This is a genomic window from Actinoallomurus acanthiterrae (genome assembly GCF_054775715.1).
Genome location: NZ_BAAHCO010000001.1, coordinates 1,348,893 through 1,367,047, shown reverse-complemented (window position 1 = coordinate 1,367,047; position 18,155 = coordinate 1,348,893). Strand labels below are relative to the sequence as shown.

Annotated in this window: 30 protein-coding genes; 5 read left to right on the top strand and 25 right to left on the bottom strand. The window is 68.6% G+C overall.

The window, feature by feature from the left end; all coding sequences use genetic code 11:
• Nucleotides 1–31: 31 nt before the first annotated feature.
• The 8 genes from truA to infA all read right to left on the bottom strand — a co-directional run bounded on the left by truA (nucleotide 32) and on the right by infA (nucleotide 4,986).
• Nucleotides 32–883, bottom strand: coding sequence for a tRNA pseudouridine(38-40) synthase TruA (gene truA, locus ACYVF7_RS06790; RefSeq protein ID WP_460336483.1), 852 nt, complete (start codon nucleotides 881–883; stop codon nucleotides 32–34).
• 248 nt (nucleotides 884–1,131) lie between these two features.
• Complete coding sequence (gene rplQ, locus ACYVF7_RS06785) at nucleotides 1,132–1,638, bottom strand: 50S ribosomal protein L17 (protein WP_460336480.1); 507 nt, start codon at nucleotides 1,636–1,638, stop codon at nucleotides 1,132–1,134.
• A gap of 122 nt (nucleotides 1,639–1,760) precedes the next feature.
• Nucleotides 1,761–2,774, bottom strand: coding sequence for a DNA-directed RNA polymerase subunit alpha (locus tag ACYVF7_RS06780; RefSeq protein WP_252780730.1), 1,014 nt, complete (start codon nucleotides 2,772–2,774; stop codon nucleotides 1,761–1,763).
• 91 nt (nucleotides 2,775–2,865) lie between these two features.
• Nucleotides 2,866–3,495, bottom strand: coding sequence for a 30S ribosomal protein S4 (gene rpsD / locus ACYVF7_RS06775; protein ID WP_360894464.1), 630 nt, complete (start codon nucleotides 3,493–3,495; stop codon nucleotides 2,866–2,868).
• A 17-nt stretch (nucleotides 3,496–3,512) separates the two neighbouring features.
• Nucleotides 3,513–3,914 (bottom strand): 30S ribosomal protein S11, encoded by a 402-nt coding sequence (gene rpsK / locus ACYVF7_RS06770; RefSeq protein WP_460336475.1) that lies wholly within the window; start codon nucleotides 3,912–3,914, stop codon nucleotides 3,513–3,515.
• A 61-nt stretch (nucleotides 3,915–3,975) separates the two neighbouring features.
• A complete protein-coding gene (gene rpsM, locus ACYVF7_RS06765) occupies nucleotides 3,976–4,356 on the bottom strand; it encodes a 30S ribosomal protein S13 (RefSeq protein ID WP_252780566.1) in 381 nt (126 codons plus the stop codon).
• A gap of 173 nt (nucleotides 4,357–4,529) precedes the next feature.
• Complete coding sequence (rpmJ, locus tag ACYVF7_RS06760) at nucleotides 4,530–4,643, bottom strand: 50S ribosomal protein L36 (protein WP_252780562.1); 114 nt, start codon at nucleotides 4,641–4,643, stop codon at nucleotides 4,530–4,532.
• Between the two features lie 121 nt (nucleotides 4,644–4,764).
• The gene (infA, locus tag ACYVF7_RS06755) at nucleotides 4,765–4,986 is read right to left on the bottom strand and encodes a translation initiation factor IF-1 (protein WP_067912209.1); all 222 of its coding nucleotides are present in this window, start codon (nucleotides 4,984–4,986) and stop codon (nucleotides 4,765–4,767) included.
• A 296-nt stretch (nucleotides 4,987–5,282) separates the two neighbouring features.
• Here infA and ACYVF7_RS06750 point away from each other — a divergent pair, with 296 nt between their 5' ends.
• The 5 genes from ACYVF7_RS06750 (at nucleotide 5,283) to ACYVF7_RS06730 (ending at nucleotide 9,324) form a co-directional block, all read left to right on the top strand.
• Nucleotides 5,283–5,675, top strand: a complete 393-nt coding sequence (locus tag ACYVF7_RS06750; protein WP_252840843.1) for a GntR family transcriptional regulator — start codon at nucleotides 5,283–5,285, stop codon at nucleotides 5,673–5,675.
• Nucleotides 5,672–6,541, top strand: a complete 870-nt coding sequence (locus ACYVF7_RS06745; protein WP_460336468.1) for an ABC transporter ATP-binding protein — start codon at nucleotides 5,672–5,674, stop codon at nucleotides 6,539–6,541. Before ACYVF7_RS06750 ends, ACYVF7_RS06745 begins: the two co-directional genes overlap by 4 nt.
• Nucleotides 6,538–7,512 carry an ABC transporter permease subunit gene (locus tag ACYVF7_RS06740; protein WP_460336465.1) on the top strand — a complete coding sequence of 325 codons (975 nt, stop codon included), beginning with the start codon at nucleotides 6,538–6,540 and terminating at the stop codon, nucleotides 7,510–7,512. The genes ACYVF7_RS06745 and ACYVF7_RS06740 overlap by 4 nt, the downstream gene beginning before the upstream one ends.
• 62 nt (nucleotides 7,513–7,574) lie before the next feature.
• Nucleotides 7,575–8,894, top strand: coding sequence for a S53 family peptidase (locus ACYVF7_RS06735; protein ID WP_460336462.1), 1,320 nt, complete (start codon nucleotides 7,575–7,577; stop codon nucleotides 8,892–8,894).
• A gap of 175 nt (nucleotides 8,895–9,069) precedes the next feature.
• Entirely contained in the window at nucleotides 9,070–9,324 is a 255-nt protein-coding gene (locus tag ACYVF7_RS06730; protein ID WP_460336459.1) for a hypothetical protein, read from the top strand.
• A gap of 21 nt (nucleotides 9,325–9,345) precedes the next feature.
• On the opposite strand, the gene ACYVF7_RS06725 is transcribed toward ACYVF7_RS06730, so the two are convergent.
• The 17 genes from ACYVF7_RS06725 to rplP form a co-directional block, all read right to left on the bottom strand.
• Nucleotides 9,346–9,783: a DUF1707 domain-containing protein gene (locus tag ACYVF7_RS06725; RefSeq protein ID WP_460336456.1), complete on the bottom strand. Its 438-nt coding sequence runs from the start codon at nucleotides 9,781–9,783 to the stop codon at nucleotides 9,346–9,348.
• Between the two features lie 188 nt (nucleotides 9,784–9,971).
• Nucleotides 9,972–10,775: a type I methionyl aminopeptidase gene (map, locus tag ACYVF7_RS06720; RefSeq protein ID WP_460336453.1), complete on the bottom strand. Its 804-nt coding sequence runs from the start codon at nucleotides 10,773–10,775 to the stop codon at nucleotides 9,972–9,974.
• Nucleotides 10,776–10,842: 67 nt separating this feature from the next.
• Nucleotides 10,843–11,496, bottom strand: a complete 654-nt coding sequence (locus ACYVF7_RS06715) for an adenylate kinase (protein ID WP_460336450.1) — start codon at nucleotides 11,494–11,496, stop codon at nucleotides 10,843–10,845.
• Nucleotides 11,496–12,797: a preprotein translocase subunit SecY gene (secY, locus tag ACYVF7_RS06710; protein WP_460357807.1), complete on the bottom strand. Its 1,302-nt coding sequence runs from the start codon at nucleotides 12,795–12,797 to the stop codon at nucleotides 11,496–11,498. Before secY ends, ACYVF7_RS06715 begins: the two co-directional genes overlap by 1 nt.
• 157 nt (nucleotides 12,798–12,954) lie before the next feature.
• Nucleotides 12,955–13,407: a 50S ribosomal protein L15 gene (gene rplO / locus ACYVF7_RS06705; RefSeq protein WP_460336447.1), complete on the bottom strand. Its 453-nt coding sequence runs from the start codon at nucleotides 13,405–13,407 to the stop codon at nucleotides 12,955–12,957.
• Between the two features lies 1 nt (nucleotide 13,408).
• Nucleotides 13,409–13,591: a 50S ribosomal protein L30 gene (gene rpmD / locus ACYVF7_RS06700; RefSeq protein WP_345429316.1), complete on the bottom strand. Its 183-nt coding sequence runs from the start codon at nucleotides 13,589–13,591 to the stop codon at nucleotides 13,409–13,411.
• Complete coding sequence (gene rpsE / locus ACYVF7_RS06695; protein ID WP_345429315.1) at nucleotides 13,588–14,196, bottom strand: 30S ribosomal protein S5; 609 nt, start codon at nucleotides 14,194–14,196, stop codon at nucleotides 13,588–13,590. The genes rpmD and rpsE overlap by 4 nt, the downstream gene beginning before the upstream one ends.
• A 46-nt stretch (nucleotides 14,197–14,242) precedes the next feature.
• Complete coding sequence (rplR, locus tag ACYVF7_RS06690; RefSeq protein ID WP_433176397.1) at nucleotides 14,243–14,629, bottom strand: 50S ribosomal protein L18; 387 nt, start codon at nucleotides 14,627–14,629, stop codon at nucleotides 14,243–14,245.
• 2 nt (nucleotides 14,630–14,631) lie between these two features.
• The gene (gene rplF / locus ACYVF7_RS06685; RefSeq protein ID WP_460336442.1) at nucleotides 14,632–15,168 is read right to left on the bottom strand and encodes a 50S ribosomal protein L6; all 537 of its coding nucleotides are present in this window, start codon (nucleotides 15,166–15,168) and stop codon (nucleotides 14,632–14,634) included.
• A gap of 16 nt (nucleotides 15,169–15,184) precedes the next feature.
• A complete protein-coding gene (gene rpsH / locus ACYVF7_RS06680; RefSeq protein ID WP_360894424.1) occupies nucleotides 15,185–15,583 on the bottom strand; it encodes a 30S ribosomal protein S8 in 399 nt (132 codons plus the stop codon).
• A gap of 108 nt (nucleotides 15,584–15,691) precedes the next feature.
• Nucleotides 15,692–15,877 (bottom strand): type Z 30S ribosomal protein S14, encoded by a 186-nt coding sequence (locus tag ACYVF7_RS06675; RefSeq protein WP_252780511.1) that lies wholly within the window; start codon nucleotides 15,875–15,877, stop codon nucleotides 15,692–15,694.
• 1 nt (nucleotide 15,878) lies between these two features.
• Nucleotides 15,879–16,454, bottom strand: a complete 576-nt coding sequence (gene rplE, locus ACYVF7_RS06670; protein ID WP_360894420.1) for a 50S ribosomal protein L5 — start codon at nucleotides 16,452–16,454, stop codon at nucleotides 15,879–15,881.
• Entirely contained in the window at nucleotides 16,454–16,768 is a 315-nt protein-coding gene (gene rplX, locus ACYVF7_RS06665) for a 50S ribosomal protein L24 (protein ID WP_460336437.1), read from the bottom strand. Before rplX ends, rplE begins: the two co-directional genes overlap by 1 nt.
• On the bottom strand, nucleotides 16,768–17,136 hold the full coding sequence (gene rplN, locus ACYVF7_RS06660; protein WP_252780494.1) for a 50S ribosomal protein L14: 369 nt from the start codon (nucleotides 17,134–17,136) through the stop codon (nucleotides 16,768–16,770). The genes rplX and rplN overlap by 1 nt, the downstream gene beginning before the upstream one ends.
• 79 nt (nucleotides 17,137–17,215) lie before the next feature.
• Nucleotides 17,216–17,488 carry a 30S ribosomal protein S17 gene (gene rpsQ / locus ACYVF7_RS06655; RefSeq protein ID WP_252780482.1) on the bottom strand — a complete coding sequence of 91 codons (273 nt, stop codon included), beginning with the start codon at nucleotides 17,486–17,488 and terminating at the stop codon, nucleotides 17,216–17,218.
• On the bottom strand, nucleotides 17,481–17,729 hold the full coding sequence (gene rpmC / locus ACYVF7_RS06650) for a 50S ribosomal protein L29 (protein ID WP_252780978.1): 249 nt from the start codon (nucleotides 17,727–17,729) through the stop codon (nucleotides 17,481–17,483). Before rpmC ends, rpsQ begins: the two co-directional genes overlap by 8 nt.
• On the bottom strand, nucleotides 17,729–18,148 hold the full coding sequence (gene rplP / locus ACYVF7_RS06645; protein ID WP_252780460.1) for a 50S ribosomal protein L16: 420 nt from the start codon (nucleotides 18,146–18,148) through the stop codon (nucleotides 17,729–17,731). Before rplP ends, rpmC begins: the two co-directional genes overlap by 1 nt.
• Between the last annotated feature and the right edge of the window lie 7 nt (nucleotides 18,149–18,155).

Genomic DNA, 18,155 nt, shown 5'->3' with positions numbered 1-18,155 from the left:
GTGCACGCCCGGCGTCGTCATTCGCCCCGGGTCAGCCGGCCTGGCGCTCCTCCGCCGTTGTCACGCCGAGGACCCGGACCCTGCGGGTCTCCTGGGCCCGGCTGGCCAGCAGCCCGGCCTCCGGGTAGGTGACCTCCTCCAGCGACAGGCCATGCGGCGGGAGCACCTGGACCGCGGAGTCGCGGACGCCCGCGGCCAGCACCTCCGCCGGCCACTCGACCGGCCTGCGGCGGTCGCCGACGGCCAGCAGCGCGCCGACGATGGCCCGGACCATGGAGTGGCAGAACGCGTCGGCGACGACGGTCGCGACGGCGACGTCGGCCGACTCGCGCTCCCAGTCGTAGCGCACCAGCCGCCGGATCGTCGTCGCGCCCTCGCGCCTGCGGCAGTACGCGGCGAAGTCGTTCTCGCCCAGCAGCAGGGCGCTCGCGGCGTTCATCCGGTCCAGGTCGAGGGGGCGCGGGTGCCAGAGCACCTCGTGACGCCGCAGCGGGTTCACGCCGACCGGGTTGTCGCAGACGCGGTAGGCGTACCGGCGCGCCAGCGCGGAGAACCGCGCGTCAAAGCCCTCCGGCGCCTGCTCGATGCGCCAGATCCGGACGTCGGGCGGGAGCACACCCGCCATGCGTCGCGGCAGCGTGCCGTTGACCTGCGCGTAGGCGGCGACCGGAACGACGACGTGCGCCACCTGGCCGTGCGCGTGGACCCCGGCGTCCGTACGGCCCGCGACCGTCAGCACCGGCGGCGGGTCGAGCCGCAGCACCCGCCCCAGGGCGTCCTCGATGACGCCCTGCACGGTCCGTCGCCCGGGCTGACGCGCCCAGCCGGCGAAGCCCGCCCCGTCGTAGGCGAGGTCGAGCCGGAGACGTACCAGAGCGGTCATCGGGATCGCGGCGTCCGGCCTTCGGTCAAGCGCCGAACCGGGAACGCCGCCGCCCCCCTTCTGTTACCGTGAGCGAGCCGTGGACGCCGTTGAGCCGCGGCCATCCGCGGCTCGCGGTCCCCCGGCTTCCCCTTCATGAATGTTCGAGCCTCCCGCCGTCGGCGGAAGAGCAGGTCGAAGCACAAGTCTTTCAAACAACGAGCCCGCCGTCCCGTAGGGGCACGGCGGGCGTCGTCGTAAACGTCGAGCTACTTCTTCTCGTCGGCCTCGTCCGCCGAAGCCTCCGCCGCCGGCTCCTCGGCCGCCGCTGCCGGGGTCTCCTCGGTCTCCTCGGCGGCGGGCGCCGGGGCCTCCGTGGCCGGAGCGGCCGTCGTCCGGGTCGTCACCGCGGACGGCGCGGCCTCCTCCACCAGCTCGATCAGCGCCATCGGGGCGTTGTCGCCCTTGCGCGGGCCGAGCTTGGTGATCCGCGTGTAACCGCCCGGGCGGTTCTCGAACCGCGGGCCGATCTCGGTGAAGAGCGTGTGGACGACGCCCTTGTCCTGCACGACGGTGAGGACCTGACGCCGCGCCGCGAGGTCACCCCGCTTCGCCTTGGTGATCAGCTTCTCCGCCAGCGGACGCAGCCGCCGGGCCTTGGCCTCGGTCGTCGTGATGCGACCGTGCTCGAACAGGGCCGTGGCGAGGTTCGCCAGGATCAGCCGCTGGTGCGACGGGCTGCCGCCGAGACGAGGGCCCTTGGTGGGCGTGGGCATGAATCCCTCTCCTTGTTTCAACCCGCACCGGCCGTACGAGGTACCGGTGTCGGTCCGGCGAGGCCGCGTGCCCCGCCGAGTGTCGGTGACCGCGGGCGGCCCACAGGCCGCCCGCGACCGATCTAGTACTGCTCGGTCTCCGCGTAGCTCTGGTCCTCGTCGCCGTAGGCGTCCGCCGCCGCCGTCGGGTCGAACCCGGGCGGGGAGTCCTTGAGCGTAAGGCCCATGTCGTTGAGCTTCTGCTTGACCTCTTCGATCGACTTGGCGCCGAAGTTGCGGATGTCGAGGAGGTCCTGCTCGCTGCGGGCCACGAGCTCACCCACGGTGTGGATGCCCTCGCGCTTGAGGCAGTTGTAGGACCGGACCGTGAGGTTGAGCTCCTCGATCGGCAGCGCCAGGTCCGCCGCGAGCGCGGCGTCCGTCGGGGACGGGCCCATGTCGATGCCCTCGGCCTCGACGTTGAGCTCCCGGGCCAGGCCGAACAGCTCGACCAGGGTCTTGCCGGCGCTCGCCACCGCGTCGCGCGGCAGCATCGCGGGCTTGGTCTCGACGTCGACGATCAGCCGGTCGAAGTCGGTGCGCTGCTCGACACGCGTCGCCTCGACCTTGTAGGTGACCTTCAGCACCGGGGAGTAGATCGAGTCGATCGGAATCCGGCCGATCTCCTGACCCGGCTGCTTGTTCTGGGCGGCGGAGACGTAGCCACGGCCACGCTCCACGGTGAGCTCCATCTCCAGCTTCGCCTTGTTGTTCAGCGTGGCGATGTGCAGCTCGGGGTTGTGCACCTCGACACCGGCCGGCGGCGCGATGTCGGCGGCGGTGACCTCACCGGGCCCCTGCTTGCGGAGGTACATCACGACCGGCTCGTCGTGCTCGGAGGAGACGACGAGCTCCTTGAGGTTCAGGATGATGTCGGTGACATCCTCCTTGACCCCCGGGATCGTGGAGAACTCGTGCAGGACGCCCTCGATGCGGATGCTCGTGACCGCGGCACCCGGGATCGAGGACAGGAGCGTACGGCGGAGCGAGTTGCCGATGGTGTAGCCGAAGCCCGGCTCCAGCGGCTCGATCGTGAACCGCGATCGGAACTCGTCGACCTGCTCCTCGGTGAGGGTCGGTCGCTGTGCGATGAGCATTTCTTACTTCCTTCCCGCGGCGCCCGCTATTTGACTGCCGCGATCTCGCACTGCGGGGCGCACGCCAGGAGGCGTGCGCCCGCACGAGTGGTCAGCGCTTGGCGTACCACTCGACGATGAGCTGCTCCTGGACCGGCGCGTCGATGTGCTGACGGACCGGCATGGAGTGCACGAGGATGCGCATCCGGTCGGGGACGACCTCGAGCCAGGCCGGGACCTGACGCTCGCCGACCTCGGCCCGGGCCACCACGAACGGGGTGTCCTCGAGGGACTTCTGGCGCACCTCGATGATGTCGCGCTCGCTCACGCGGAACGACGGGATGTCGACCTTCCGGCCGTTGACCGTGAAGTGGCCGTGCTTGACCAGCTGACGGGCCATGTCGCGGCTCTTGGCGAAGCCCGCGCGGTAGACCACGTTGTCGAGGCGGCGCTCGAGCAGGCTCAGCAGGTTGTCACCCGTCTTGCCCGTCCGGCGGTTCGCCTCCTTGTAGTAGTTGACGAACTGCGCCTCGAGGACGCCGTAAATGCGACGGGCCTTCTGCTTCTCCCGGAGCTGGAGCATGTGCTCGCTCTCCTTGGGACGGCCACGACCGTGCTCACCCGGCGGGTACGGCCGGATCTCGATCGGGCACTTCGGGCCCTCGCACTTGCTGCCCTTGAGGAACAGCTTCATCTTCTCGCGGCGGCACAGCTTGCAGTCGGCGCCGGTGTATCGAGCCATCTCTCTTCTTCCCTAACTCAGACGCGGCGGCGCTTCGGCGGACGGCAGCCGTTGTGCGGCACCGGGGTGACGTCCTGGATGGAACCGACCTCGAGGCCGGTCGCCTGCAGCGACCGGATCGCGGTCTCGCGGCCCGAGCCCGGGCCCTTCACGAAGACGTCGACCTTGCGCATGCCGTGCTCCATGGCGCGGCGCGCGGCGGCCTCGGCGGCCATCTGAGCGGCGAACGGCGTCGACTTACGCGAGCCCTTGAAGCCCACGTGGCCGGCGCTGGCCCAAGAGATCACGGCGCCCACGGGGTCCGTGATCGTGACGATCGTGTTGTTGAACGTGCTCTTGATGTGGGCGTGCCCGTGAGCGACGTTCTTCTTTTCCTTGCGGCGCACCTTCTTGGCGCCTTGGCGGCTCTTTGGCGGCATCTGCTCTCAAGTCTCCTGGAGGTCGTCGATCCGTCGGCCCCGGGCGAGGGGCCGAGGACTACTACTTCTTGCCGGCCTTCTTCTTGCCGGCGACCGTCTTCTTCTTGCCCTTGCGCGTACGCGCGTTGGTCTGCGTCCGCTGACCGTGCACCGGCAGGCCACGGCGGTGCCGGATGCCCTGGTAACAGCCGATCTCGATCTTGCGACGGATGTCGGCCTGGATCTCGCGGCGCAGGTCGCCCTCGATCCGGTAGTTGGCCTCGATCCAGTCACGGAGCTGGATCAGCTCGTCGTCACCGAGCTCGTGGACCCGACGGTCACCGCTGATGCCGGTTTCCTTCAGCGTCTCGAGCGCGCGGGTGCGGCCGATGCCGAAGATGTAGGTGAGAGCGACCTCGAGGCGCTTGTCGCGCGGGAGGTCGACGCCGAGGAGGCGTGCCATCTCGGGCAGTTCCCTTCTGTTTCACGGAGGTCTGCGCACCGCATCCCCACCCCTGCCCGGGTGAGGCCCCGGCCTCCGACCGGGGGTTGCTCCTTGAGCGGAGCCGCGGAACGTCGGAATATGTACGGCCGCGCCATGTCACGTCATGTGGATGGCGCGGCGTGCTTCTGTTGTCAGCCTTGACGCTGCTTGTGGCGCGGGTCATCGCAGATAACCATGACCCGGCCGTGCCGACGGATGATGCGGCACTTGCTGCAGATCTTCTTGACGCTCGGCTTGACCTTCACTGGGTCTCCTCATGCAGGGTCACCCCCGCGCTGCCGAGTCCGCCGGCGAGCCGCGACGGCATCACTGCCGAAGCCGCTCACCAACCGACTATACGCGGGGAAGGCAACCCCAGTGGGTGGGTTACTTGTAGCGGTAGACGATCCGACCGCGCGTGAGGTCGTAGGGGCTCAGCTCCACGACGACGCGGTCATCGGGCAGGATACGGATGTAGTGCATCCGCATCTTTCCGCTGATGTGGGCGAGCACCTTGTGCCCGTTGTCGAGCTCTACCCGGAACATGGCGTTCGGGAGCGACTCGACGACGGTGCCTTCGATCTCGATGGCCCCTTCTTTTTTGGGCATGTCCTCCGCGCTTCACTGATCGGTTCGTCAGGAGAACGGCCTCCGTGGAGCACCCGGCACGCGACAGAGGCATGCGGGCATGAGCCAACACGGGACCGACAAAAGAGTCTACGTCACACGCCCACGGAATACGAAATCCGCGTCCAGACTCCGTGTCGGAGGCGTAACTCCTCCTGCCCCAACCCACGGACGGGTCGCTTCATTCCGGCACGAACCACCAACTTGCAGCTCGCCTTGACGCCGCACCAGAGCGATCACTACCGTTCTACTAACATCATAGAAGAAGGGGATGAAGGGTGTTCCAGTTCCGATTGGACGGATCCAGCGGCGTCCCGCCCTACCTGCAGATCGTCCACCAGGTGCGCCAGGCCCTGTTGCTGGGTTACCTGCGGACCGGAGACCAGCTGCCGACCGTGAAGGAGGTGGTCGCCTCCTTGGCGATCAATCCGAACACGGTGGTGAAGGCCTACCGCCAGCTGGAGAACGAGGGGATGGTGACCGCCCGGCCGGGGCAGGGCACCTTCATCACCGCCTCCATCGAGCCCGTCGCCCCAGGGCCGTACGCCCGGTTGCGGCGCTCGCTCGAGCAGTGGGTCCGCGACGCCTATGCCGCCGGACTGGACGACGAGACGGTCACGGCCATGTTCGCCACCATCCGCAACGAGCTGCGCGCCGAGGGGGTGGCATGAACCCGGCGCTGGAGACCAAGGGGCTGGGCATGCGGTACGGCCGGACGTGGGCGCTGCGGGACTGCTCCGTGCGGCTGCCCGCCGGGGCGGTGATCGCCTTGGTCGGCCCGAACGGCGCCGGCAAGACCACCCTCCTGCAGCTGGTCACCGGCCTGCTCCGCCCGACCGAGGGCACCGTCGAGGTCTTCGGGCAGGACGCCCGCGCCGGCTCGGCCGAGGCGCTGGCCCGTGTCGGCTTCGTCGCCCAGGAACATCCGCTCTATCCGGCCTTCTCGGTCGCCGACCTGCTGCGGATGGGCCGCTCGCTCAACCTGCGCTGGGATCAGCCGCTGGCCGAACGGCGGCTGGAGGAGCTCGGGATCCCCCTGGCCAAGCGCGCCGGAACACTGTCCGGCGGCCAGCAGGCCCAGGTCGCGCTGGCGCTGGCCCTGGCCAAGCGCCCCGCACTGCTGGTGCTGGACGAGCCGCTGGCCAACCTGGATCCGATCGCGCGCCGCGACTTCATGCGCACGGTGATGGCCGCCGTCGCCGAAGACGAGATCACCGTCCTGCTGTCCTCGCACGTGATCGCCGACCTGGAGCCGGTCTGTGACTGGCTGGTGCTCCTCAAGGGCGGCCGGCTCCAGATCGCCGGTGAGATCGAGGACGTACTGGCCGGCCACCGGATGCTCACCGGGCCCCGTACCGACGACGAGCCGCCGGTCCCCGGGCTCGTACGGGTCACGCACAGCGACCGCCACACCGATCTGCTGGTCCGCACCGGGCCCGACGGGCCCGAACTGCACCCGACGTGGCGATCTCACCCGGTCGGGCTGGAAGAGCTCATCCTCGCCTACCTCGAGCAACCGACGGAGAGCGCCCGATGATCTGGCTCACCTGGCGGCAGCACCGCGCCCAGGCGCTCGCCGGCCTGGCGCTGATCGGCCTGACCGCCCTGGTCTTCCTGCCGTACGGCCACGCGATCCGGGACGCCTACGCGCAGCACGGCATCGGACCGTGCCTGGCTCAGGGCACCGACGGCGAGTCCTGCCAGTCGGCCATGTCCGCGTTCATGGACCAGTTCAACGGCGTCGCCAACCACCTGCTGACCTGGTTCACCCCGATACCCGGCCTGATCGGCGCGATCGTCGGCGCGGGACTGCTCGGCCGCGAGTACGAGCACGGCACCTGGCGGCTGGCCTGGACCCAGGCCGTACCCCGAACCCGCTGGCTGACCATGAAGATCCTGCTGGTCGGTCTCGGGATCGTGGTGATCTGCGCGAGCCTCAGCGCCGTCTTCGCCTGGTTCCGCGGCCCGATCGACGACGTGTCCGGCAGGTTCTCGCCAGGGGCATTCGATCTCGAGGGGCTCTCCCTCACCGGATACACCCTCTTCGCCTTCGCGGCGGGCGTCCTGGCCGGGCTGCTGTTCCGCCGCACCGTCCCGGCGATCGCCGCGGCGTTCGCCGCCTTCATGGCGGTACGTCTTCCGGTCGAGTTCTGGCTGCGGCAGCGGTACCAGGCGCCGGCGGCCCGCCTACTCCCTCCGACCGGCCACTGGGGCAGCATCGGCCCGATGGCCGTGCCCAACACGCCGGGCACGCCGGGCTGGATCCTCGACAGGGAACTCGTCGACAAGACCGGCCATCCCATCTCCGACGCCGTCCAGGACCAGATCGGCCGGCGAGCCCTCAGCGGCAACGCCGACCTGAGCGGGCTCGGACTGCACCTCAGGGTCGTCTACCAGCCCGCGAACCGGTTCTGGACCTTCCAGATCATCGAGGCCGCACTGTTCATCGGCCTCGCCGCCGTACTTCTCGGCGTCTCGGTCCGGCTGCTGAGCCGCCGTAGCGCCTGACGCCCGAAACCCACCCCTTGAGCATCACGAGCTCTGTCGGCATGCCCTGGCAAGGAGAAAAAGTGATCGTCCGAATCGGCGTCCGTCCGGGCGTCTCACCGCATCCGCGGACACGGGTCGCGACGGGCCTCGCCGCGGCGGTGCTGCTCACCGTCGCGGCCGGGTGCGGATCCGCAGGCGCCGCCCGACCCGTATCGGCCAGTCCACCCGACGATGTGGCGACGGCCTGCGATTCCCTGACCACCTGCTATACGCCCCAACAGCTCCGGGCGGCGTACGGCATCCAGCCGTTGCTGGACCGTGGGATCGACGGCCGCGGCCGGACCATCGTGGTCCCCGCACTCGCCGCCGAGCAGCCGGCCCCGCCGAAGGTCAGCGACATCCGCCAGGACATGAAGACGTTCGACGGCCTGTTCGGCCTGCCCGCCGTGCGGCTCAAGGTCGACGCCACCCTCGCCGGGAAGGTCTCGCCCTGGCTGGCCACCGCGGAGGAAGTGCAAGACGTGCAGATCCTGCACGCGGTCGCCCCCGCCGCGACCATCCGCGTGGTCCTGGTCGAGCCGACGGCCCTCAGCAGTCCGGCCAGTGCCATGGCCGCGCTGACCGGAGCGCTGCGGCGCGGCCTCTCTCAAGGTGACGTGATCTCGATCAGCGCCGGTTGGGGCGAGCACTGCCTCACCCGCGCTCAGGTCGCACGGCAGCACGGGGTGCTGCGGGCGGCCCGGGACCGCCACGTCACGGTCGTCGCCGGCTCGGGCGACACCGGCGCCGTGAGCAGGCCCTGCCCCGGCTCCACGCCCCAGGACCCTTGGGTCCCGGTCAAGGAGGTCAGCGCACCGGCTTCGGACCCGCTCGTGCTCGCCGCCGGGGGAACGATCCTCACGGCCGACCACAAGACCGGCGCGTACATCGGCGAGACCACGTGGAGCGTCCCGTCGCACTCCCAGGGAACCGGCGGCGGGTTCAGCCACCTGTACTCCCGGCCCGCCTACCAGAAAGGCGTTTCCGGTACGGCCCGCGCGGTGCCCGACGTGGCCGCCGACGCCGCTCCCAGCACCGGAATGGCGATGGTCATCAGCGAGGGCGACCAGAAGTACACCGTCCGCGGAGCCAGCGGCACCAGCGCCAGCACCCCGCTCTGGGCGGGCCTGGTCGCCCTGGCCGACCAGTCCGCCGGACACGACCTGGGCTTCGTCAACCCGGCCCTCTACCGCATCGGCCGCAGCTCCCGGACGGCCTTCCACGACGTGACCACGGGAAACAACACCGTGACCGTCTCCGACAAGACCATCACCGGCTACCCAGCGGCACCTGGCTACGACCAGGTCACCGGCTGGGGCGGCCCGAACGCCCGCGTGCTCGTCCCCCTGCTCGCCCGTTAGTCCGCTCCCATCGCATTCGGACACCGGAGGAGACCTTTGAGTCGATCCGGCCGCTGCTGAGGGACTACGGCATCACCCGGCTCGCCGATGTCACCGGCCTGGACGTCATCGGCACCGGTCGTGATGGCGGTCCGCCCGCTGGGAACGACGCTCTCGGTCTCCCAGGGGAGCGGCGGTGACGGCCGCCTGGAGCCTCAACGGCGCCGTGGCGGCGACGGCACCGCATCGGGCCGTCCATCTCCTCCGCAAGGACCTGCTGCGCGCTCACATCGCCGACCGGTGGCGTGTGGCGGCGGAGGATGGGGATGGGCTCGACGCCGCCGCCCGTGACCGTGGGTTCCTCGACGCGGCCACAGCGATGGAGGTCGCCCGCCCGTCCTACCTGCACGCCTCCGGAGTCGTCCCCCGACACCGTGCGCTCATCGACTGACCCCCGGCGATGCGCCGCGGGTCAGCGGCGTTCTTCGTGGGATCCGAAGAGCTGACCGGCCAGCAGCAGCGCGCCCCAGGGGCCGGCGACCCAGATCCACCAGGGGTACCAGGAACCCGAGGACACGGCGGTGAGCAGCCAGATCACGATGCAGACCAGGTTGATCGAGGCGTACGACGCCCAGCCCGCGCGCATGCCCTTCCGGTACACCTCGCCCGATGGCCGGCGCGCCGGCGTCGAGCGGCGGTACGCCGGCACTGGAAGCTCGTACATGTCCTCTTCGGGGAGGTCGCTCGTCACCTTCTGCAGGTCGCCGAGCGTCCGCGCGCGGTAGGCGAGGTCGAGGCGCTCGTTGAGCTCGTCGACGCCGATGCGTCCCTGAGCACAGTGCTCCCGAAGCCCCGCCGCGACCCGATCGCGATCCGCGTCGGAGGCCCGTATCTCAGGATTGAACGCCATCGTTGATCCTCTCCCGAAGCCCCCAAGTTCCCACAATCCAGAGGCTACGCTGCGCCGCGCCCGTTTCCACCGCCACCAAGGCCGCCGGCGCCCTCCAGGCCGAAGCGTCAGGAGGACATCGGGCGTGCCCGACGCGGCACCTCGGGCGTCGTCGACGTCACGGTGTCAACGCCGGCGGCAGGCGAGGGTCAGGCGCTCTTCAGGCGCTCCTGGCCGCCGTCCAGGGCGGTCAGGACCCACGGGCCGTCCTCGGTGACGGCGAAGGTATGCTCGAAGTGCGCCGAGCGGCGGCCGTCGGCGGTGATGACCGTCCACTCGTCCTCGAGCAGGAGCGTCTCGGCCGTGCCCAGGTTGACCATCGGCTCGACCGCGAAGCACATGCCGGGGACCAGGAGCGGCCCGCGGCCCGGCTGCCCGTAGTTGGGCACCGCCGGGTCCATGTGCATCTCGGTGCCGATGCCGTGGCCTACGTACTCCTCGACGATGCCGTAGTCGCCCTGGCCGCGGACGTACGTCTCGACGGCGTTGCCGATGTCGCTGAGCCGGCCGTCGACCCGCCCGGCCGCCAGGCCGCGCCACAGCGACTCCTCGCAGACCTCCAGGAGCCTGCGTTCCTCGGGCGTGATCTCGCCGACGGGCACGGTCACGGCCGAGTCGCCGTGCCAGCCGTCGACGATCGCGCCGCAGTCGATGGAGATGACGTCGCCCTCGGCGAGCACCTTGGACGGGTCGGGGATGCCGTGCACGATCTCCTCGTTGACCGAGGTGCAGATGCAGGCCGGGAACCCCTGGTAGCCCTTGAAGGACGGTGTCGCACCCGCGGACCGGATCGACTCCTCGGCGATGGCGTCGAGGTCCGCCGTCGTGATGCCGGGCTTGACGGCCTCGACGAGCCGCTCGAGCGTACGGGCGACGACGAGGCCCGCCTCACGCATCACGTCCAGCTCGCCCGGCGTCTTGATCTGAATGGCCGGCTTACGCTTCTTCCACACTCTTATGCTCCGCAGGGTAGTTCCGGGGCGCGCCCGGGGGTATCCGGCCGCGCCTCCCCCACCGCGGTCAGTCGGTGAACGGGCGAAGCGCGCCGAGCGCCCTCTCGGTGACCTCTTCGACGGGCCCTGTCGCGTCGATACCGACCAGGATGCCCTCATCGGCGTAGAACGACGCGAGAGGCGCAGTCTGTTCCTGGTAGACCTCCAGGCGGTGCCTGATGGTCTCCTCGCGGTCGTCGTCACGCTGGAACAGCTCGCCGCCGCAGACGTCGCAGACGCCCTCCTTGGACGGCGGGTCGAACGCCACGTGCCAGATCCGGCCGCACTTACGGCAGGTACGGCGGCCGGACAGCCGCCGTACGACCTCGTCGTTCTCGACCACGAGCTCGAGGACGATGTCGAGCCGCTGGTCCATCTCGGAGAGGATCTTCTTGAGGGTCTCCGCCTGCGGAACGTTGCGCGGGAAGCCGTCGAGCAGGAAGCCTTCCTGCGCGTCCTCTTCGGCGAGCCGGTCGCGCACCATCGCGATGGTGACCTCGTCGGGGACGAGGTCACCGCGGTCCATGTACTCCTTGGCCTTGCGGCCGAGGGGCGTGTTGCCGCTCACGTTGGCGCGGAAGATGTCACCTGTCGAGATCTTCGGGACCGACAGATGCGATGAGATGAACTGGGCCTGAGTCCCCTTGCCCGCTCCCGGGGGGCCCACGAGCACGATACGCACTACCGCAGGAAGCCCTCGTAGTTACGCTGCTGGAGTTGGCTCTCGATCTGCTTCACCGTGTCCAGCCCGACGCCGACCATGATCAGGATGCTGGTGCCACCGAACGGGAAGTTCTGGCTCGCTCCGATGAGGCCGAACGCCACCATCGGCACCAGCGCGATCAGTCCGAGGTAGAGCGCACCGGGCGCGGTGATCCGCGTGAGCACGTAGTCGAGGTACTCGGCGGTCGGCCGGCCCGGGCGGATGCCCGGAATGAACCCACCGTACTTCTTCATGTTGTCCGCGACCTCGGTCGGGTTGAACGTGATCGCGACGTAGAAGTAGGTGAAGAAGATGATCAGCAGGAAGTACAGGGCCATGTAGATCGGGTGATCGCCCTTGACCAGGTACTTGGAGATGAACGTGGCGATCGGGTTCGAGCTGTGCCACATCTGCACGATCAGCTGCGGAAGGTACAGCAGCGACGAGGCGAAGATGACGGGGATGACACCCGCCTGGTTCACCTTGAGCGGGATGTAGGTCGAGGTGCCGCCGTACATCCGGCGGCCGACCATCCGCTTGGCGTACTGCACCGGGATGCGGCGCTGCGCCTGCTCGACGAAAACCACGCCGGCGACGATCGCGATGCCCACGGCGAGCACGATCGCGAAGACGAAGCCGCCCTTGGTCTTGTAGATGTTCCAGAACTCGGACGGGAAGACCGCCACGACCTGGGTGAAGATCAGGATCGACATGCCGTTGCCGATGCCCCGGTCGGTGACCAGCTCGCCGAGCCACATGATCACCGACGTGCCCGCCGTGATCGTGACGACCATCGTGACGATGGTGAACCAGCCCTTGTTCCAGAGCAGTTCCTCGGTGCAGCCCTGCAGCAGGTTGCCGGTGCTCGCCATGGCGACGATGCCGGTGCCCTGAAGGATCGCCAGCCCGATCGTCAGATAACGGGTGTACTGGGTGATCTTCGTGGTCCCGGCCTGGCCCTCCTTGCGGAGTGCCTCCAGACGCGGGATCACCACGGTCAGCAGCTGCAGGATGATGCTCGCCGTGATGTAGGGCATGATGCCCAGGGCGAAGATCGAGAGCTTCAGCAGCGCGCCGCCGCTGAACAGGTTGACCAGGCCATAGACGTTGGCGTTGGCCCCCTTGCTCACCGTGTCGATGCAGCGATGCACGGCTCCGGTGTTCACACCCGGTGCCGGCAGCTGAGAGCCCAGCCGGAACACCGCCATGATGAACAGCGTGAAGAGAAGCTTCTTGCGCAGGTCGGGTGTTCGAAACGCCCGAGTGAACGCGGTCAGCACCATTCCTCCTGCGCGGTTTCCGGCCTATGGCCGCTCACGGGCCTCAGTCGATCCTCAAGTTGCGGCGAAAGTGTCGCCGGTCGAACTCTAACAGCCCTTGTGGGGATTGCCGCCCCCGCCACCGTACGGCGGGGGCGAATCCCACAAGGGCTTTGACTCACAGCTCTTCGGCCGTGCCTCCGGCACCAGCGATCTTCTCCTTCGCGGAGCCGGAGAAGGCGTGCGCCTTGACCTGAACCGTTACGGAGATGTCACCGGTACCGAGGACCTTGACCGGACGGCCGGCGCGCACGGCGCCCTTCGCCACCAGGCCCTCCGGCGTGACCTCGCCACCCTCCGGGAAGAGCTCGGCGATCTTGGCCACGTTCACGACCTGGTACTCGACCCGGAACGGGTTCTTGAAGCCCTTGAGCTTCGGAACCCGGCGGATCAGCGGCATCTGGCCGCCCTCGAAGCCGACGGGCACGGTGGTACGAGCCTTCGTGCCCTTCGTGCCACGTCCGGCGGTCTTGCCCTTGGACGCCTCGCCACGGCCCTTACGGGTCTTGGCCTTGTGGGCGCCCGGCGCCGGCCGCAGGTGATGCGGCCTCAGCGGGGTCTCTGCGCCCATGTCAGTCGACCTCCTCGACGGTCACGAGGTGGCGAACGGTGTTGATCATCCCGACCACCTCGGGGCGGTCCTCGCGGACGACGCTGTGGCCGATCCGCTTGAGCCCGAGCGTACGCAGGGTGTCACGCTGGTTCTGCTTGCCACCGATCTGCGACTTGACCTGCGTGATCTTCAGGTTGCTCACGATGCCGCCTCCTGCCGGGGCTCGCTGCCCGCAGCACGGGCACGGAGCATCGCGGCCGGAGCGACGTCCTCGATCGGCAGCCCACGCTTGGCCGCGATCTCCTCGGGCCGGTTGAGCTGCTTGAGGGCCGCGACCGTCGCGTGCACGATGTTGATCGCGTTGGACGAGCCCAGCGACTTCGACAGGACGTCGTGGATGCCCGCGCACTCCAGGACCGCGCGCACCGGGCCACCCGCGATCACACCGGTACCGGGGCTGGCCGGCTTGAGCATGACGACGCCCGCGGCCTCCTCACCCTGGCTGGTGTGCGGGATGGTGCCCTGGATGCGCGGCACCTTGAAGAAGTGCTTCTTGGCCTCCTCGACGCCCTTGGCGATCGCCGCGGGCACCTCCTTGGCCTTGCCGTAACCGACCCCGACGGTGCCGTTGCCGTCGCCCACGACGACGAGCGCCGTGAAGCTGAAGCGCCGGCCGCCCTTGACGACCTTGGCGACCCGGTTGATCGCTACGACGCGCTCGATGTACGACTGTCCCTTGTCGGCGCCACCGCGGCGGTCATCACGCCGGTCGCGCCGCTCGCCGCCGCCACGACGTGGTGCTGCCATTAGTGGTTCCTCTTCTCATGCGTCATCAGGTGCGATTCGCAGGCCATCAGAACTCCAGCCCGCCCTCTCGGGCGCCGTCCGCCAGAGCCGCGATACGGCCGTGGTAGCGATGCCCGGCGCGGTCGAAGACCACCGCGCTGATGCCCGCCTCGCGCGCCCGCTCGGCGAGGAGCTCGCCGACCTTGCGCGCCTTGGCGGTCTTGTCGCCCTCGGCCGTGCGGAGCGTGGCGTCCAGCGTGGACGCCGACGCCAGCGTGTGACCGGCCAGGTCGTCGATGATCTGCGCGAACATGTGCTTGGTCGAACGCGTCACGACCAGGCGCGGCCGCTGCGGCGTGCCCTGGACCTTCTTGCGGACGCGCAGGTGCCGGCGGGTCCGCGACGCGGCGCGCGAAGCGGTCCGCGAACGGACCTGAGTCTTGCTCGCAGCCATGTCTACTTACCAGCCTTTCCGACCTTGCGGCGGATCTGCTCACCCTGGTACCGCACGCCCTTGCCCTTGTACGGGTCGGGCTTGCGCAGCTTGCGGATGTTCGCGGCGACCTCGCCGACCTTCTGCTTGTCGATGCCCTCGACGACGAACTGCGTCGGCCGCTCGACACGGAAGGTGATGCCCGCCGGGGGCTCGACCGTGATCGAGTGGCTGTAGCCGAGCGAGAACTCGAGGTTGCTGCCCTTGGCCTGAACGCGGTAGCCGACGCCGACGATCTCCATCGTCTTGCTGTAGCCCTGCGTCACGCCGATGACCATGTTGTTGATCAGCGACCGGGTGAGGCCGTGCAGGGCACGGACCGGACCCTCGTCGCTGGGGCGGTCGACCTTGATCTCGCCGTTCTCCTGAACGACCTCGATCGGCCGAGCCACCGTGTGCTTCAGTTCGCCCTTGGGGCCCTTGACCGTGACCTCCTGGCCATCGACCTTGACGTCGACGCCACTGGGAACGGGAACGGGCAGACGTCCGATGCGCGACATGCTTGTGTCCCTCCCCTCACCAGACGTAGGCGAGGACTTCCCCGCCCACACCGTGCTTGCCGGCCTGCTTGTCGGTCATGAGGCCGGAGGACGTCGAGATGATCGCGACGCCGAGACCACCGAGGACCTTCGGCAGGTTGTCCTTCTTCGCGTAGACCCGCAGGCCCGGCTTGGACACCCGCTTGAGCCCGGCGATCGAGCGCTCCCGGCTCGGGCCGAACTTGAGGTCGACTACGAGCTTCTTGCCGACCTCGGCGTCCTCGACGCTCCATCCCGAGATGTAACCCTCCTGCTGGAGGATCTCGGCGATGTGCGCCTTGATCTTCGAGTACGGCATATTCACGGTGTCGTGGTACGCCGAATTCGCGTTCCGCAGACGCGTCAACATGTCTGCGATCGGGTCGGTCATCGTCATGGCCTACTGGCCCTCCTCGCCGCGGTTTCCGTACCTCACGGACCTACGACGCGGTCGTGGGCGCCTTTCGTCCAGGCGCCCGGTCGGTCATTATCGAGAAGCCGGTGGTTACCAGCTGGACTTGGTGATGCCGGGCAGCTCGCCGCGGTGCGCCATCTCCCGGAAGCAGATCCGGCACAGGCCGAACTTGCGGAAGACGGCACGCGGACGCCCGCACCGCGAGCACCGAGTGTAGGCGCGCACGGCGTGCTTGGGCTTCCGGTTCGCCTTGGCGATCAGAGCCTTCTTCGCCATCTCAGTTCTCCTTGAACGGGAAGCCCAGGGCGCGCAGCAGCGCCCGGCCCTCGTCGTCGGTCTTCGCGGTGGTCACGATCGTGATGTCCATGCCGCGCTGGCGGTCGACCTTGTCGGGGTCGATCTCGTGGAACATCACCTGCTCGGTGAGCCCGAACGTGTAGTTGCCGTTGCCGTCGAAGTGCTTCGGCGACAGGCCGCGGAAGTCACGGATGCGGGGCAGGGCCAGCGAGAGCAGCCGGTCGAGGAACTCCCACATGCGGTCGCCGCGCAGCGTCACGTGCGCGCCGATCGGCATGCCCTCGCGCAGCTTGAACTGCGCGATGGACTTCTTCGCGCGGGCGACCGCGGGCTTCTGGCCGGTGATGGTCGTCAGGTCGCGCACCGCGCCCTCGATGAGCTTCGAGTCGCGGGCGGCGTCACCGACGCCCATGTTGACCTTGACCTTGGTCACGCCCGGGATCTGCATGACGTTGGCGTAGCCGAACTCTTCCTTCAGCGCCTTCGCGATCTCCTCGCGGTAGCGCAGCTTGAGCCGCGGCTGCGGGGTCTCTTGCGTAGTCGTGTCGGCGGTCATCAGATTTCCTTACCGGTACGGCGCGAGATGCGAACCTTCGTGCCGTCTTCGTTGACGCGGTAGCCGACGCGAGTGCGCTTGCCGTTCTCCAGCAGCATCACGTTGCTGACGTGGATCGACCCCTCCTTGGTGACGACCCCGCCCTCCTTGGCGCCACGCGGGCCCTGGTTCGTCTCCTTGGTGTGGCGCTTCACCATGTTCACGCCCTCGACGACCACACGCTCGCGCTTGGGGTCGGCCGTGATGACCTTCCCGGTCGCACCCTTGTCCTTGCCCGCGATGACGACGACCTCGTCGCCCTTCTTGATCTTCATCACAGCACCTCCGGCGCCAGCGAGATGATGCGCATGAACCGCTTCTCACGCAGCTCCCGGCCGACCGGGCCGAAGATACGCGTGCCGCGCGGGTCGCCGCCGTCCTTGATCAGGACGGCCGCGTTCTCGTCGAAGCGGATGTAGGAGCCGTCGGGACGGCCCCGCTCCTTGCGGGTGCGCACGACGACGGCCTTAACGACATCACCCTTCTTGACGCCGGCACCGGGAAGGGCGTCCTTCACGGTGGCGACGATGATGTCACCGATGCCCGCATAGCGCCGACCCGAGCCGCCGAGAACGCGGATGCACAGAATCTCCTTGGCACCCGTGTTGTCGGCGACCTTGAGTCGCGACTCCTGCTGGATCACGTCTACTCCTGTATTTCCCGCCGGTTCTCGTTGTGAGCCTGGCGGATTCGATCCTCAGCCGCTTGGCGGCGACTGCCAGTTACTTGGCCTTCTCAAGGATCTCCACGACGCGCCACCGCTTCGTGGCGGACATCGGGCGGGTCTCCATGAGACGAACCCGGTCGCCGACGCCACAGGCGTTGGCCTCGTCGTGCGCCTTGTACTTCGTCGTACGGCGGATGATCTTGCCGTACAGCGGGTGCTTGACACGGTCCTCGACGGCGACGACGACGGTCTTGTCCATCTTGTCGCTGACCACGAGACCCTCACGGATCTTGCGGTAGTTCCGCGTCTCGGTGTTCTGCTCACTCATCGGTGGACTCCTCCACGGGCTCCTCGGCGAACTCGACGATGCCGAGCTCCCGCTCCCGCATCACGGTGTAGATGCGGGCGATCTCCCGCTTCACTTCCCGAAGCCGTCCGTGAGTCTCGAGCTGGCCCGTCGCAGCCTGGAAGCGGAGGTTGAACAGCTCCTCCTTCGCCTCCTTGAGCTTGGTGACGAGCTCAGCCTCGGGCTGGGTCCGCAGATCGTCAGCGGTAAGGCCCTTGGCCATCACGCCTCACCTACTTCACGCTTCACGAACTTGCACTTCATCGGGAGCTTGTGCATCGCGCGGCGGAGCGCTTCGCGAGCCAGGGGCTCGGGCACTCCGGCCAGCTCGAACATCACGCGCCCGGGCTTGACGTTGGCGATCCACCACTCCGGCGAACCCTTACCGGAACCCATCCGGGTCTCGGCCGGCTTCTTGGTCAGCGGACGGTCGGGGTAGATGTTGATCCACACCTTTCCGCCACGCTTGATGTGCCGGGTCATGGCGATACGAGCGGCCTCGATCTGCCGGTTGGTCACGTAGGCGCCCTCGACGGCCTGAATGCCGTACTCGCCGAAGGTGACCTTCGTGCCGCCCTTAGCCATCCCACGCCGCTTCGGGTGGTGCTGCTTGCGGTGCTTGACCCTGCGAGGGATCAGCATTGGTTAT